At 62.5% G+C, this 15,747-nt stretch carries 13 protein-coding genes; 10 read left to right on the top strand and 3 right to left on the bottom strand.

Going from position 1 to position 15,747, the window contains the following annotated elements:
- The first annotated feature begins 30 nt into the window (after positions 1–30).
- The 5 genes from VSX56_RS11780 (at position 31) to VSX56_RS11760 (ending at position 6,355) form a co-directional block, all read left to right on the top strand.
- Complete coding sequence (locus tag VSX56_RS11780; protein ID WP_350937297.1) at positions 31–1,689, top strand: peptide ABC transporter substrate-binding protein; 1,659 nt, start codon at positions 31–33, stop codon at positions 1,687–1,689.
- A 103-nt stretch (positions 1,690–1,792) separates the two neighbouring features.
- Positions 1,793–2,743, top strand: a complete 951-nt coding sequence (locus VSX56_RS11775) for an ABC transporter permease (RefSeq protein WP_350937295.1) — start codon at positions 1,793–1,795, stop codon at positions 2,741–2,743.
- Positions 2,744–2,753: 10 nt separating this feature from the next.
- Positions 2,754–3,632, top strand: a complete 879-nt coding sequence (locus VSX56_RS11770) for an ABC transporter permease (RefSeq protein ID WP_339115429.1) — start codon at positions 2,754–2,756, stop codon at positions 3,630–3,632.
- 10 nt (positions 3,633–3,642) lie between these two features.
- A complete protein-coding gene (locus VSX56_RS11765; RefSeq protein ID WP_350937291.1) occupies positions 3,643–4,968 on the top strand; it encodes an NAD(P)/FAD-dependent oxidoreductase in 1,326 nt (441 codons plus the stop codon).
- 34 nt (positions 4,969–5,002) lie between these two features.
- On the top strand, positions 5,003–6,355 hold the full coding sequence (locus VSX56_RS11760; RefSeq protein ID WP_349294955.1) for an NAD(P)/FAD-dependent oxidoreductase: 1,353 nt from the start codon (positions 5,003–5,005) through the stop codon (positions 6,353–6,355).
- 43 nt (positions 6,356–6,398) lie between these two features.
- On the opposite strand, the gene VSX56_RS11755 is transcribed toward VSX56_RS11760, so the two are convergent.
- Positions 6,399–7,871 (bottom strand): alanine/glycine:cation symporter family protein, encoded by a 1,473-nt coding sequence (locus VSX56_RS11755; protein ID WP_339115432.1) that lies wholly within the window; start codon positions 7,869–7,871, stop codon positions 6,399–6,401.
- Positions 7,872–8,380: 509 nt separating this feature from the next.
- Here VSX56_RS11755 and VSX56_RS11750 point away from each other — a divergent pair.
- Both VSX56_RS11750 and VSX56_RS11745 read left to right on the top strand, forming a co-directional pair.
- The gene (locus tag VSX56_RS11750; protein WP_339115433.1) at positions 8,381–9,184 is read left to right on the top strand and encodes a hypothetical protein; all 804 of its coding nucleotides are present in this window, start codon (positions 8,381–8,383) and stop codon (positions 9,182–9,184) included.
- A 53-nt stretch (positions 9,185–9,237) separates the two neighbouring features.
- Entirely contained in the window at positions 9,238–10,149 is a 912-nt protein-coding gene (locus tag VSX56_RS11745; protein ID WP_350937288.1) for an endonuclease/exonuclease/phosphatase family protein, read from the top strand.
- Here VSX56_RS11745 and VSX56_RS11740 read toward each other — a convergent pair.
- Complete coding sequence (locus VSX56_RS11740; protein ID WP_339115435.1) at positions 10,092–11,036, bottom strand: Rossmann-fold NAD(P)-binding domain-containing protein; 945 nt, start codon at positions 11,034–11,036, stop codon at positions 10,092–10,094. The genes VSX56_RS11745 and VSX56_RS11740 overlap by 58 nt on opposite strands.
- Here VSX56_RS11740 and VSX56_RS11735 point away from each other — a divergent pair.
- Positions 11,035–11,226 carry a hypothetical protein gene (locus VSX56_RS11735; protein WP_350937286.1) on the top strand — a complete coding sequence of 64 codons (192 nt, stop codon included), beginning with the start codon at positions 11,035–11,037 and terminating at the stop codon, positions 11,224–11,226. The genes VSX56_RS11740 and VSX56_RS11735 overlap by 2 nt on opposite strands.
- Positions 11,227–11,307: 81 nt before the next feature.
- On the top strand, positions 11,308–12,414 hold the full coding sequence (gene leuB / locus VSX56_RS11730) for a 3-isopropylmalate dehydrogenase (protein WP_339115436.1): 1,107 nt from the start codon (positions 11,308–11,310) through the stop codon (positions 12,412–12,414).
- Between the two features lie 151 nt (positions 12,415–12,565).
- Here leuB and VSX56_RS11725 read toward each other — a convergent pair whose 3' ends face one another.
- Complete coding sequence (locus VSX56_RS11725) at positions 12,566–14,698, bottom strand: TonB-dependent siderophore receptor (protein ID WP_350937283.1); 2,133 nt, start codon at positions 14,696–14,698, stop codon at positions 12,566–12,568.
- A 126-nt stretch (positions 14,699–14,824) separates the two neighbouring features.
- On the opposite strand from VSX56_RS11725, the gene VSX56_RS11720 reads away from it, so the two are divergent.
- Positions 14,825–15,745, top strand: a complete 921-nt coding sequence (locus tag VSX56_RS11720) for a helix-turn-helix transcriptional regulator (protein WP_349294959.1) — start codon at positions 14,825–14,827, stop codon at positions 15,743–15,745.
- Positions 15,746–15,747 lie beyond the last annotated feature (2 nt).

Below are 15,747 nucleotides of genomic sequence, written 5' to 3'. Positions count from 1 at the left end.
TTGCCTGACACCAACAACAGGGAATGTAAGATGACACAAGATCACAAGACCACATTCACCCGCCGCCAGAGCCTGATGATGATGGGGGCGGCCGGATCGCTGGGCCTGATGGGGCCGAGCCTTCTGCGCAAGGACGCCGCCTTTGCGGCCGGTGCGTCGCCCGAGGGGCAGCTGGTGCTGGCGTTTTCGCAAGAGCCCACCGTGTTCAACCCGTTGATGCCGCATATCGAGGTGGATGAGGGTGTCTATTACGCCATTTTCGACACGCTCTTCGATTTCGACCCCGAGGGGCAGTTGTTCCCGATCCTTGCCGCCGAAGTGCCCACCGTGGCCAATGGCGGTATCTCGGAAGACGGTCTGAGCTGGAAGGTCAAACTCAAGGACGGCGTCAAATGGCATGATGGCACGCCCTTCACCGCCGAGGACGTGAAATTCAGCCTCGAACTGACCGTGAACCCCGATTTCCGGTCCTTCCGCTCGACCGGCTATAAGTTCATGCGCGACATCACCGTGGTCTCGCCCACCGAGATCACCTGGACCATGTCCGAACCCTTCGCGCCGCTCGCGGGTGTTCTGGCCTCGACCTATATGATCCCCAAAGCCGCCTTTGACGGTCAGGCCGATCTCAACAATACCCCCTTCATGAACAGCCCTATCGGCACCGGCCCCTATAAGTGGAAGACCCGTATGGCGGGCGACCATATCGAACTGGCGGCCAATACCGATTACCATATGGATGGCCCGCATCTCGAGACGCTGATCATCAAATATGTGCCTGATCTCAATGTGATGTATACCCAGTTCAAATCGGGCGACATTGATGTGGTGGGGCTGCAATATATCTCGCCCGATCATCTGGCCGAGGCCGAGAAGCTGCCGGGCAAAGTGGTCAAGGTGGCTGGCACCGCGACCTTCGAGAGCTTCGGTCTGAACATGCAGCGCCCGCAATTCAAGGATCTGGCCGTGCGTCAGGCGCTCTATGCGGCCATCGACAAGAGCTCGATCATCGATGCGCTGTATTACGGCGTGCCGACGCCCACCGAGACCTATATGCCGCAGCAGAGCTTCTACTACAACCCCGATCTGCCCAAGCACGAGTTCTCTATCGAGGCGGCCAACAAGCTGCTGGATGATGCGGGCTGGACCAAGAATGGCGACGGTATCCGCGAGAAGGATGGCGTGACGCTGTCCTTCACCAACTCGACCACGGCCGGCAACCACCTGCGCGAGCAGGCACAGCAGTTCATCCAGCAGACCTTCAAGGAAATCGGCGTGGATATGCAGATCAAGAACCTGCCGCCTGCGGTGATGTGGGGCGATTACTGGATGAATTCCGAGTTCGACTCCGTGGTGGTTGGGCTCAACTGCCTGGCCGGTGCCGATCCCGATACCTCGGATTACTTCATGTCCACGATGTCGCCCGCTTTGGGGGGCTCGGGGCAGAACACCTTCGCTTATCAGAGCGAGAAGGTGGACGAGCTGTTGAAGGCCGGTGCGCAGAGCTTTGTGCCCGAGGACCGCAAGAAGATCTATCAGGAACAGCAGGCCGTCATGCGCCATGATCTGCCCTTCCTGCCAATGTTCCAATATGCCGTTGTCAAAGGCTGGAAAGACGATGTGGCGGGCCCCACGCCCAATGTGAACAACCGCATCGATACTTGGAATGTCCGCGACTGGTCGCGCAGCTGATCTCCCCTGACCGGAGGCGCCTGCCTCCGGCACCTGTCCCATCGCCTTCGGGCGGTGGGGCCTTTCCCGAGTTTTTCCCAAAGCCCCAACCGAAAGGCACGACATGCTGCGCTACATCCTGTCCCGCCTCGGGCAAAGCCTGATCCTTCTCGTCATCGTCTCCTGTATCGGGTTCTGCGTGCTGTCGCTGGCCCCCGGAGGGCCGCTTTCGCAATTCGCCCTGAGCCCCGGTATGACGCAGGAGCAGCTTGCCAAAATCGCCGAGCAGATGGGTCTGAACCGCCCGCTGCCGGTGCAATATATCGACTGGCTGAGCCATCTGTTCGTGGGCGATTGGGGCCAGAGCTACCGCGACGGCCAGCCCGTTCTGGCGGTGATCGGCAGCCATCTTTTTGCAACGCTTTTGCTGATGGGCACCTCGACGGTGCTTTCGGTCACCATCGGCTCGGCCATCGGGATTTTCTCCGCGCTCAGACGCGGCAGTGCGTTTGACTATACGATGACGGTCTTCGCCATGGTCGCGCTCTCGATCCCGACCTTCTGGTTCGGCCTCGTGGCGATCTATGTCTTCTCGCTCAATCTGGGCTGGCTGCCTGCGGGCAATATGTATTCGGTGGGCGACGGGTCGGTGCTCGATTACCTGCGCCATCTGATCCTGCCCGCCATGGTGCTGGCGCTGGTCGATGTGGCGATCTGGTCACGCTATATGCGGACCTCCACGCTCAATGTCATCAAACAGGATTTCGTGCGCACCGCGCGCGCCAAGGGGCTGACCTCGCGCCGTGTGCTCTTCAAACATATCGTGGGTAATTCGCTGGTGCCGATGGTCACCTTGGCGGGGCTGCAGCTGCCCATGGTGCTGGGTGGTGCGCTGGTGACAGAGACCGTCTTCACATGGCCGGGCATGGGGCGTCTGTTCCTCGATAGTCTTGGCTATAACGACTATCCCGTGGTGATGGGGTTGCTGATGGCCTCGGCCATACTGGTTCTGGTGGGCAATCTGGCCGCCGATCTCATCGTTGCGCTGATCGATCCGCGCATCCGTCTGGACTGAGGAGGCTTTGATGACCACCACCACAACCGATCTCGCGCCGCGTGCCAAGTTTTTCCAGTCGCGTGCCCTGCGCCGCTTCGCCTCGCATAAACTGGCCCTTCTGGGCCTCTTCATGGTGCTGGCGCTGACGGCGGCCTGTTTCATCGGGCCGCATCTTCTGCCCTATGACGAGCTGTATATCGACCTGCGCGCGCGCTTTGCGCCCCCCGGCACCGGCGCGCATATCTTCGGGACGGACCCGCTGGGCCGCGATATTGCCGCACGGCTCTTCCATGCGGGGCAGGTGTCCATGGCCATCGGCTTTGCGGTGATGATCATCGCCACCGCCATCGGCTCGGTCATCGGCGTGCTTTCGGGCTATTATGGCGGAAAGGTTTCCGCCGTGCTGATGCGGATCGTTGATGCGTTCCTGTCCTTCCCCTCCGTCTTCCTGCTGCTGGCGCTGGCGGCCTTCATCCAGCCCGGCCCCGTGATGATCGCGCTGATCATTGCCGCGACCAGCTGGATGGAAGTGGCCCGTATCGTCGAGGCCGAGGTAAAATCGCTGAAAGGGCAGGATTTCGTGCAGGCTGCCCAGATGCTGGGGCTCTCGGGGCGCTGGATCATGTTCCGCGAGCTTCTCCCCAATGCCATCGGCCCGATCATCGTGGCCGCGACGCTCACTGTCGCCCGCGCGATCCTGCTTGAGGCCTATATCTCCTTCCTTGGCTACGGCATCCAGCCGCCGCTTCCCAGCTGGGGCAATATGCTCAACGGGGCGCAGCAATATCTCGATAGCGCGCCTTGGCTTGCCATTGTGCCAGGCGTGGCGATCACCATCGCCGTGGCGGGGTTCAACTTCATAGGTGACGGTCTGCGCGACGCATTTGATAGCCGCACCGATCTGTAAGGAGTTTCCGATGACCCGCCGCTTTTCCCCCTTCGAGGATACGCTCTGGTATGCCACGGCCACGCCCGCACCGCAGACGCGGCCTTTGCAAGGCGATGTGCAGGCCGATGTCTGTGTCATAGGGGCGGGCTATTCCGGCCTGACCACCGCGCTGGAACTGGCCAAGCAGGGCGTCAAGGTTGCCGTGATCGAGCGCGCCCAGATTGGCTTTGGCGGCTCGGGGCGCAATGCGGGCCATTGCACCCCGACCTTCACCCATTATGCGCTGCCTGATCTGCGGCGCGTTCTGGGCGCGCCTTGGGCCGAGCGGCTGATCCACCGCCAGACCCGCGCCAATGACCGCGTGGGCGCGATGATCCGTGATTACGGGATCGAGTGCGAATGGGAGCAGAACGGCTATGTGCAGGGTGCGTTATTCCCTAGTCATATCAAGGTGATGGAAAAACGCGCCGCCGAGTATAACGCGGTGGGTGCGCGCACGCGGATGCTGGACCGCACGGAAGTTGCGGCCATCACCGGATCGCCGCGTTTCATGGGCGGGTGGTATCATGAGGAGGCGGGCGGGCTGAATGCGCTAGGCTATGCGCGGGGGCTGGCGCGGGCCGTGCTGCAGGAAGGCGGGCAGATTTTTACCGAGAGCCTCGTGACGGGAGCGGCCCGCGAGGGCGGCAAATGGGCTGTAACCACGCCGCAAGGTAAGGTGCTGGCCGAGAAGGTGATCTATACCACCGGCGCCTATACGGTGGCAGGCTGGCCGCAGCTCGACCAGACCTTCCGCATCCTGCGGGTGTTTGTAGCGGCGACCCAACCCCTGTCGCCCGAGACGCAGGCGCATCTTTTGCCCAAGCGCACCACCATTCAGGACGGGCGCGGCGATATCTATGTCTATAAATACAATGCCCAGAACCGCATCGTCGCCTCGATGTTCCCGATGCTCCGGCGCGGCTATGACCGCAGTTTGACGGCCAAGATCATGACCGACCGCCTCAAATGGTTGCATCCCGAAATCCGCGAGGAGATCCGTTGGGATTTCCTCTGGACGGGCGAATTGGACATGCAGCGCCACACCGTGCCGCGGCTCTACCAGTTGGCCCCCGGAGTGGTGGCGATGACGGGCCTTTCGGGGCGCGGCGTGCCCACCGGCTCGATGCTGGGCGGTATCCTGTCCGATTGGGCGATGGGCGTGGCGGATGCCGATCTGGACCTCAAACTCGAACCGCTGTCCGCGCAGCCGCGCTATATGGACGTAGCGCCGAAAATGGCGCTTCTTGGCTACCGGCTGCGCGATAATTTCAAGGCTTTGCGGCAGGGTAGGCCCCTGCCGCCTCACGCATAAGGCGGGACAGTCCCGCCGATTTAGGAGAAGACCCATGCCAGGACCGAAGCTAGACCCGGTCGAAAGCGATGCCGCCCTGCCTCGGGCGGTGGATGTAGTGATTATCGGCGGCGGGATCGCAGGCACCTGCGCGGCGCTGGAACTGGTGGATCGCGGGCTGAAGGTCGCGATCTGCGAGAAGGGCCAGATCGGGGCCGAGCAATCGAGCCGTAATTGGGGCTGGGTGCGCCTGACCCATCGCGACCCGCGCGAGATGCCGCTGATGGTGGAAGCCGTGCGCATGTGGGAAGGCCTCAACGAGCGCGTGGAAGCCGAGACCGGCTACCGGCAATCGGGCGTGACCTATACCTGCACCAGCGACGACATGATGGAGGAGGAGCGGCAATGGGTCGATCTGCTGCAAAGCTACCAGATCCCCGCCAAGATGCTGAACCGCGACGAGGCGTTGGCCCATTATCCGGGGATGGATCTGCCGATCAAGGGCGCGATCCATAACCCGATGGATGGGCGCGCCGAACCGCAAAAGGCCGCGCCTGCCGTGGCCCGTGCGGTGCAGGCACGCGGCGGCACGGTGCATCAGAATACCGCTGTGCGGATGATCGATGTGGAGGGTGGCAAGGTCACCGGCGTCATCACCGAACATGGGCGCATCGCCTGTTCGCAGGTGCTCTTGGCGGGAGGTATCTGGTCGCGGCTCATGCTCGATAATATGGGCATCTACCTGCCGCAGCTGCGCACCAAGAACACCGTGTTGCGGACCTCGGCGCTGGAGGGCGGGCCGGAAGGCACGATCAAGTTCAAGGAATTCGCCATGCGCAAGCGGCTGGATGGCGGCTACACGATCGCCTCCTCGGCCAATAGCCGCTACGAGATCACACCCGACAGTTTCCGCCTGTTTGGTGCCTTTCTTCCCGCACTGAAAAACGAATGGAGGGGCCTGCGCTTCGGCTTCGGTTCGGCCTTTGTGGACGGGCTGAAGACCAAGCGTAAATGGACTGCCAATGATGTGACGCCTTTCGAGGAGACCCGCATCATGGACCCGCAGCCCGAGACGAGCTTTATCGAGAAGGTCTATCATCAGGTCGCAGCCCGCTGGCCCGCGATGAAGGGGCTGAAGATCGAGCAACGCTGGGCGGGGATCATCGATGTGCTGCCCGATGTGATCCCCGTGATCTCCGATACCGAAAGCGTGAAGAACGGGGTGAAGGGGCTGTTTGTCTCCACCGGTTTCTCGGGGCACGGGTTCGGGCTGGGTCCGGGGGCGGGGCGGCTGGCCGCAGATCTGATGACGGGCCATGCGCCGATCGTGGACCCAACCCCTTTCCGGCTCTCGCGCTTCTCGGATGGATCGAAGATCGCCCCCATGAGCGGTATTACCCGGAGATGAAAAAGGGGGCCTTTGGCCCCCTTTTTCCTTGGTGATGCGCGTTTCAGCGATGCACCGTATGGTCGGAGGCTTTCCAGTCGTCCCAGCCGGGCTGGCCGTCCATGAAGGCCTCGATCTCGCGCGCATTCGCCTCGAGTTTCGGGTCGTGGAGCAGATAGTGGCGCGTCTCGCGGGCGATCAGCCCCGACAAGATCAGGAGGCCGATCAGGTTCGGGATCGCCATCAGACCGTTCATCACATCCGAGAAGTTCCACACCACGCCCAGCTGCATCGTGCAGCCGATATAGACGATGGCGGCAAAGAACACGCGGAACGGCATCACGAGACCGCGCCCGAAGAGCCGCTCGATGTTGCGCTCGCCATAATAGGCCCAGCCGAGGATCGTCGAATAGGCAAAGAGCACGAGACCGATGGTCACGATCCAGTCACCCCAGGCGCCCGGCAGACCATAGGAGAAGGCGCGCGCCGTCATGATGGCGGCCGAAATCTGGCTGCCCGTTTCGGGATCGATCTGGTTCCAGACGCCGGTCGTGACGATCACGAGGCCGGTGCAGGTGACCACGATGATCGTGTCGATGAAGGTCTGGGTCATCGAGACCAGCCCCTGACGGACAGGGTGGCTGGTCTTGGCCGAGGCTGCGGCAATGGCTGCAGAGCCCATGCCGGATTCGTTCGAGAAGATCCCGCGCGCCACACCGAACTGAACCGCGATCATGATGGTCGAGCCCAAAAATCCGCCCGAGGCCGCCGTGCCGGTGAAGGCATCCGAGAAGATCTCGCCCAGTGCCGCAGGAATGGCGGTGAGATTGGCCAGCAGGATATAGAGCGCGCCCAGCACATAGAACACGATCATAGCCGGCACCAAGCCTGCGGTGACCCGCCCGATGGATTTGATCCCGCCCACCAGCACGATCAGCGTCAGGATCGCCAGAATGCCGCCCGAGACGGCAGCCGGCACATGGAAGCTCTGTTCAAGATTGGAGGCGATCGAATTGCCCTGCGTCATGTTGCCGATGCCGAAGCTTGCGCAGATGGCGAAGATCGAGAAGGCGATGGCGAGGAATTTGCCGAACCCGTTCGGGATGCCGCGCTCGAGATAGTATTGCGGCCCGCCCGATTTCTCGCCCGCCGCGTCGGTCACACGGAAGCGCACCCCGCAGAAGGCCTCGGAATATTTCGACGCCATCCCCAGAAGCGCCGTCACCCACATCCAGAACAGCGCGCCCGGCCCGCCGACGCTGATGGCGGTGGCCACCCCCACGATATTGCCGGTGCCGACGGTCGCGGCCATCGCGGTGGTCAGCGCCTGGAATTGCGAGATATCGCCCTCGGCCCCGTCATCATGGCGCCGCCACAGGCCAAGGCGCAGGGCAGCCCCCAGACGCAGGAATTGCAGCGCACCCAAACGCAGGGTCAGGTAGATACCGGTGCCCAGCAGAAGGGGGATCAGTAGGTAGGGGCCCCAGACGATCCCCCCCACGGTTCCGAGGAAACTTTCAAATGTGTCCGCTGTCATGACCTGTCTCTTTTCAATACTCTTTGCCGCAAATCGGAGGGGGATAACGGGAATGTCAAGCAAAGCGCGTAGGGATATTTTGATCGGGTGATCGAAAAACACCCGCAATTCGGGGCTGTTGCGTAAAATATTTGCATAAAATGCATGGCGGATATGCGCATAAACCCTAGCCAAGGGGAGCGTCATGTATCGCGGAAGGGCCGCACCAGCGGGGTCATTCTTTCCTTTCTGCCGTTCAGTTGTGCGATGTGACTACATATTGAGCGGATTTCTTCTAGACTAAAGACCTTCCTCAGCCGGTCACCTGTGATAGAAATGGCCCCCTTGCTGCCAAATGCGCCGGTCCATCCCGCGCCGGATTGCCAAAGATGGCGAAACTGGGCAAAATCGTGGCAAGATTAAGGCAGACATCTTAGATCCGGTATAAGGGCGCGGCATGTATCGCGCCCGGCGGACCAGAGGGCAGGGCAGTGGTTTTACGGTTCATAAACGCCATATTACGGGCGCTCATGTTGGCAGCAATCATCTGTAGTCCGGCGGTCTTCCTGCCCGGAACAGGGGCCGACACGATGCAGATAGTCGGCCTCGTCGCGCTGGCCTGTGCCGCGCTGACCGTATTCGAATACAGCTCCGTCTATCCCTCCCTCGTCGAATTCCGGGATGCCGCGCCCTATAACCGTATCCGGTTTCTGTTGCTGGCCACGCTGGTGCTGAGCCTCTCGCTTGCCGCGATCGCCCCCTTCGAGCCGACGGTTCTCAACCGGCTGCTGGTCGCGCTGGGACAGGCCATCGCAGGGGAGCTCGACTTCTCCTATAGCCCGCTCCATCTGATGATGCAGTCGCTTCCGGCCCATGCCGCGCCGGAGACACAGCGGCTTGTGGGCGCGCTTGCCGGTCTGGCATTGGGGATCAGCCTGATCGGTGTGGCCATTTTCCTGCTCGTTTTTCGGGTTATGGGCTGGCCGGGCGGACAGGAACGTTTCAATATATGGATCAATCTGCCGACCTTCGATCCCACGATGGGCGGTGACGTTGTGGAGCGCCTGCGCCGTGATGCGTGGGTGAATACGAGTCTCGGTCTGGTTTGTCCTTTCCTCATGCCGGTTGCGCTGAAACTCGTCTCGATCGCCTTCCCGTCGATGATGCCCGCGAGCCAGCATGCCCTGATCTGGGTCGTTACAGCATGGGCTTTCCTGCCTGCACTTCTTGTCATGCGCGGTGTCGCTCTGGGCCGCGTCTCCGCCCTGATCGCACAGCGCCGCCGGTCGGCGCGCGCGGCAGGCGAAGAGGATGGACAGTATCAAACAGCCTGATCCTGTTTCTGGCATGGCTGCTATGTGCTGCGGGGGCTGCGGGCGCGCAAGACTTGCGGCTGGCGATCTGGGGGCCGGAACTGGGCGGCGAAGGGCCGGGGCTACTCTATCGTGATGTTCTGTCGGGCAAGAATGCCCGGATCGACGCGAGCCTTGCGCAGATAGTCCAGCTCGCGCCCGATGTCCTGTTGCTGATCGGCGTGGATTGGGACGGGCAGCAGGCTGCGGCACATGCCCTGCGCGAGGCGCTGGCCGCGCGTGATGCGCACTACCCCTATCTCGTCCACCGGCAGCCCAATAGCGGCCTGCCCTCCGGCGAGGATCTGGACGGGAACGGGGTGTATGGCGAGGCCCGCGATGCGCAGGGCTATGGCCGGTTCACGGGTGCGGGCGGGGTGCTCCTGCTCTCCAAGCTGCCGGTGATCGCGGTCGAGGATATGTCGGCGATGCTCTGGCGCGATCTGGCCGGAGGGCTGGCAGATGGCGCCGAGCTCTCGCCCGGGGCGCTGGCAGTCCAGCGTCTGTCATCGAGCGTGCACTGGATCGTCCGGCTGGAGGGGCTCGAGCTGTTGATCTGGTCGGCCACGCCGCCGATCTTTGACGGCCCCGAGGACCGTAACGGTCGGCGCAACCATGACGAGACCGCATTCTGGCTGCCCTATCTCGCAACCCTTCCCGCAGATCCGCCACTGGTTATGCTGGGCCGTGCCAATCTTGATCCGGCGCAGAAAGAGGGGCGCAAGGCCGCACTCGAGACGCTTCTGTCCTCACCGCGGCTGCAGGACCCATTGCCCGATCTCCCCACAGCCGATCTCGGCGGAAAACACCTGCGGCTGGATTATATCCTGCCGGACCATCTGCTGGAGGTCACCGGCGCGGGCGTGCTGCCCGCAACCGAAGGCGCGCGTTACAGGATGGTCTGGGTCGACATCGCCTGGCCATGTGCCTGCAGCCGTGGCGACTGAGCGGCGGCGCGCCCCTCTGGCTTGACCTTCATGCCGCGCATATAGAGATGCTCGAAGGCGATCCGCTCCAGCGATTTCGTCTCGTAATCGGGGAAAAGCATGCGGAAGGGACCTTCGTCGATGATCTGGTCGGCCTGATACATGTAGCGTGTCGGGGCGATCCGGCGGCCTGCAGTGCCAAAGCCCTTGCGCCACCACGGATAGGCGGTCAGCCGCACCTTGCGATCCAGCTGCGCCGACAGGCTCTCGGCCAGCTGGCGCGGCGAGAAGCGCGTGCCGGGGAAGGGGATATCGAGAAAGCCACCGCCCATATCCGCGGTCTCGGCCAGCGCCACCGTGACGCGGGTCAGATCCTCCAGATCGGCGTGGATGTGCATTTTCTCGGCGGGGCCGAGGGCTGCAATCTCGTGTTTGGCCAGCCGGTTGAGAATCACGGAATTCATCACCGTAGACTGTGCGCCCGGCATGATGAAATCGCCGGCCCGCAGCATCACCATGCTGTGGCTGCTATCGGCAGCCTCCCGATAGCGCTTCTCGGCCTCCGAGCGTGCCTTGGCGCGGCGGGTCACCGGCGCATGTGGGCAATCGGGACCCCATGCGCTGCCGCTTCGCCCATAGACTTGGAAATTACCGGGGACCATCACCGCAGCGCCTGAATTCTGCGCCGCCGCAATCACTTTCTTGGTCAGCTCGGGCAGCTCGCGCTCCAGATCTGTGGTCTGGTCCGGGTTCGCTGCATTCAGGATCCAGCGCGCGCCACGCGCTGCAATCGAGATGTCCGAGCCGCGTTGGTAACGGTCGACATCCCATCCGGCGGCGCGAAAGGCACGGGCGGCAGCAGCTCCGAAAAGCCCCTCCATCCCGAGAATCAGGATTCTTCGAGTCATGCGTTATGTCCGTTCTGCTCTTTTGCGCTATCATGCAGAAACGGGCGGGATTCCGCGAGGCGCGGATTCTCACGACTGCGAAACATTGCCTATGACGCTGCGTCAATGGGCGGGTCGCCGAAAGTTTCAACAGCAGTCTGCGCAATTTTTAGAAAGCCTGCTTGCATCTTCTTTTGCGTTCAGAACTTGACCCCGCCACGGGCATTGGCTACGCCCTCGCGCAACCTTGTCTTATTGGCCAGTTGGGCCGTTACATGCGGGAGGAATTACCATGGCAAACCCTTCGATCCTCATTCTTGCGGGCGACGGTATCGGCCCCGAGGTCATGACCGAGGTCAAGAAAGTCATCAATTGGTTCGGCGCCAAGCGCGATGTGGCCTTCGATGTCTCCGAGGATCTCGTCGGCGGCGCGGCCTATGACGTGCATGGCGTGCCGCTGTCGGATGCGACGATGGCCAAGGCGCAAGAGGTGGACGCGGTCCTGCTGGGCGCCGTGGGTGGCCCGAAATACGACGTGCTCGATTTCTCGGTCAAGCCGGAGCGTGGTCTTCTGCGCCTGCGTAAGGAAATGGACCTTTATTCCAATCTGCGTCCGGCCCAGTGCTTCGACGCGCTGGCCGATTTCTCGTCACTGAAAAAAGACGTGGTTGCGGGCCTCGATATCATGATCGTGCGCGAGCTGACCTCGGGCATCTATTTCGGCGAGCCGCGCGGCATTATCACCGAGAACAACGAGCGAGTGGGTATCAACACCCAGCGTTACACCGAGAGCGAGATCGAGCGCGTGGCCCGTTCGGCCTTCGAGCTGGCCCGCCGCCGTGGCAACAAGGTCTGCTCGATGGAGAAGGCCAATGTAATGGAATCGGGCATCCTGTGGCGCGAAGTCGTGCAGCGCGTGCATGACGAAGACTATGCCGATGTCGAGCTGAGCCACATGTATGCCGATGCCGGCGCCATGCAGCTCTGCCGTTGGCCCAAGCAGTTCGACGTGATCGTGACCGATAACCTCTTCGGCGATCTGTTGTCGGATGCGGCCGCGATGCTGACCGGCTCGCTTGGCATGCTGCCTTCGGCCTCGCTCGGTGCGCCGATGGCGAATGGCCGCCCGAAAGCGATGTACGAGCCCGTGCATGGCTCGGCCCCCGATATCGCGGGTCAGGGCAAGGCGAACCCGATCGCCTGTATCCTCAGCTTCTCGATGGCGCTGCGTTACAGCTTCGATCTGGGCGCGGAAGCCGACCGTCTGGAAGCCGCTGTGGAAAAAGTGCTTGCCGATGGCGTGCGCACCGCAGACCTTCTGGGCCCCGAAGGCGGCTCGCCGGTCTCGACCGCCGAAATGGGCGACGCGATCATCGCAGCGCTCGACGCGGCGCTCTGAGCGAAGAGTGCGGGGGCGATACGCGCCCGCACCGGTATCCGAAAGGCCGGGACTTTATGTCCCGGCCTTTTTCATGGCCAGTGCAGAAGACGCGCATGGGAAAGGGGCCGGTCCAGTGGACCGACCCCTTTGGTCTTTCCCGTCCCGCCTGTCAGAAGCGTTTGGTCAGCGAGACATTGAAGGTCCGCGGTGCGCCACGGAAATTGAACACCGTTGTGCTGCCCACGCGCGAATAATAGTCCTTGTCGAAGACGTTATCGACGCCCATGCGCAGGGTCAGGTCATTGTCGAACCGTTTCACCGCCATCAGATCGACCACGCCATATCCCGGTGCCTCGATACCCTTGGAGGAGAAGCCCGACATCATGGTCAGCCGCCCGCCAAGGCTCCAGTCCCGCAGCGCGCCTTCGGTGATGTCATACATCGCCTGCAGCTTGAGCATGTTCTTGGGCGTATAGGTGGAAAATGCCTCGCCCTCGGAGCTGCCATTGAGATATTCGGTATAGGTGTAGGTGTAACCGGCCGAGAGATGCAGGTTCTCCCGCAGCTCGCCCGCAACGGTCAGTTCGATCCCTTGCGATTGCACCTCTTCCTGCGCAACGTAGTAATCGGTCCCCGTCACGGCCACGGGGCGGTTGTCCTCGCGCAGGTTGAAATAGGCCGCCGTCACATCCAGCGTGCCGGCCACGCGGGCTTTTACGCCCAGCTCGTATTGCCGGCCCTCGACCGGGTCCAGAAGATCGCCCGAACTGTCCAGATCGGATTGAGGGATGAAGATCTCGGAATAGCTGGCGTAGAGCGCCGCATCGGGCGTGATGTCGTAGGTGGCACCGGCAAAGGGCGTGACATGGGCATCCACATCATAATCCTCATGGGCCACGGCACCGGTCGAGAGGGTCGTCGTATCGACCGTGCCCTCATACCAGCTGAGCCGCGCGCCGCCGATCAGGGTCAGTCGGTCAACGGGTTTCAGGCGGAGTTGCGAATAGATCCCCGTCGAGGTCGTATCGCTGTCCTCGCGGGTCGAATAGGCCGCATCGGGTCTGGCCACGGATGACGCGTCGAAATCATTCAGGTTCCAGCTGCCCGCGATCTTGCCGCGCGCGGTATAGGTGGTCGAGGTCACCTTCTGCCAGTCGGCCCCGATGATCGCATTGCCCTCCATCTGGCCCAGCGTGAAGGGCAAATCGGCATGGAGATCGAGCGCTGTGCTGTCCTGACTGAAATCGCGGCCCAGATAGGCGATGGAAGAGATATTGTTCTCGGCATCGGCGGTCGATCCGGCATAGCCATAGAGGAAATCCGCATCCTGCCACGATTTGCGCAGCGAGAATTTCACCCGCCCGCCATTATCGAATGTATGGGTGGCCGCGAGCACCGCATCGGTGGTGGTATTATCGAAATCGTTCCAGTCAGGCACAACGCCCGCGCCTGCATCGGTCCAGATCAGCGATCCGTCCTCATAGGTGGGCAGGCCGTTGAAGGGCGCGATATCGCGCTCCATATGGCTGAGCGAGAAGGTCAGCTGTGTGTCGGGGTCCACATCCCATGCCAGCGTGCCATAATAGCTCTGCACTCCGTTCGAGCCATTGTCGATGAACGTGTCGCCATCGCCATAGGCCGCCACGAACCGTCCGCGCAGCGTGCCGTCGGCATTGAGCTTGTTGGAAACATCCAGCTCGCCACGATACTGGCCATTGCTATCGGTCGATCCCTCCACATAGCCGGTAAACTCGGTGGCGGTGGCCTGTTTGAGGCGCATATTGACCGAGCCCGCCGGTTCGCCCGTCGAGATGAACAGGCCCGCGGGGCCCTTGAGCACCTCCACATGGTCCACGATCGAAAGATCGGGCTGTGTGCCATAGATCGAGCTGACGGGGGCAGGCAGACCGTCAAAATAGAGATAGTCGAACTCGTAGCCCCGCGAATAGATCGACGAGCGTCCCGCATCATTGTTGAGCACCATGATGCCCGGCACATCGGCCATCGCCTCGTCGAGCGTGTTATACCCGCCGTCCTCGATCTGTTTATGGGTCACGACAGAGGTCGATTGCGGCACCTCGCGCGGGCTGATCGCGGCTTTCTCGCCGACCGAGATGAGGTCGGTAGCATAGCTCTGTGCGCCTTCCGTCTCGTAGCTCGAGCCCTCGACGGTGATCGGGTCGAGGTCGACCACATCCTGCGCCATGACAGGCAGCGCGGTCATGGCAGCAAGGGCCGTGGAGGCGAGAAGGCCGGATCTGAGAGGGGCGGGTCTGACAAAGGCGGGGCGGGGCGCGGACATCGGGCAATCCTTGAATAACCGAGTATTTCACTCGACTAATAGAGCGCAATGACGCACAAAGACAGCAGTCGGGCTTTGCGATACCGCCAATCGGCTCTTCAAGAGCGTCAAAATCGAGAGACTTCCATGACCGAGATCACATTGGATGACATTGCTGCGGGTCTACGCAGCGACCGTGAGGGCTTTGGCGCGAATCTGCCCGCTACGCAGGTGGTTCTGCGGGGCGGGCGCGGGCGGCGCGATCTGCCTTCGGGGATACAGCTGCAGCTGCAGGATACCGTGATCGCGCGGGATCTTGTGACCTATGTTACCCGCCAACCCGGCGTGATGGTGCATCTCGTGCTCGAAGGACGGGTCGAGGGCATGTTGGGGCAGGAGGCGTTGAGCATCGGTCCACAGGACGGGCAGGGCGCCGAGCTGCATCTGAGCGCTCTGGGTGTCCCGATGGCCTTCCGGCGCAAGGTGAGGGCGGGTCAGGTGGTGCGTAAGCTGGCGCTTCTGGTGTCATGGGAGTGGCTCGCGGCGCGCGGCTTTGCGCAGCCCTTGATCCTCAACGGTCAGCCCCATCGTCAGGCCGTGCGGCCCGCTCTGGCCGAGGATATCCTTGCTGTCCGCGCCCTTCTGGCCTGTCCGCCACAGGATCTGCAGGGGCGTGCGCTCCTGGAGGCCGAGAGGCTGGCCCATAGCCTTTTGGTGCAGGGCCTCGCGGGGGGGCGGGATGCAGTTGCGAGGCTCAGCCCTGTCGAGGAGGCGCGTCTTGCGCGGGTCGAGCGGATGGCGCAGGCGGCCGGACCGCTGCCCGCGCTCGGGGCATTGGCCGAAGAGGGAGGTGTGAGCGTCTCGACCCTGCGCAGGCTGTTCCGCCGTCGCTATGGCCTCACCGTCCATGACCGCCTGCGCCAGATCCGGCTGGAGGCTGCGGCACAGGCGTTGCGGCAGGGGCACTCTGTCGCGCAGGCGGCAGGGCGTGCTGGCTATGCCAGCCCCACGGCCTTTGCTACGGCCTTCCGCAGGCAGTTCGGGCAGAGCCCCTCGGACTATCGTTGAGG

Origin of the sequence: Thioclava kandeliae, from assembly GCF_040297545.1 — a bacterium.
In the GTDB taxonomy this organism is placed as follows: domain Bacteria; phylum Pseudomonadota; class Alphaproteobacteria; order Rhodobacterales; family Rhodobacteraceae; genus Thioclava; species Thioclava kandeliae.
The sequence above is the reverse complement of the archived record's forward strand: the minus strand, read 5'-3'. Positions and strand labels throughout refer to the sequence as shown.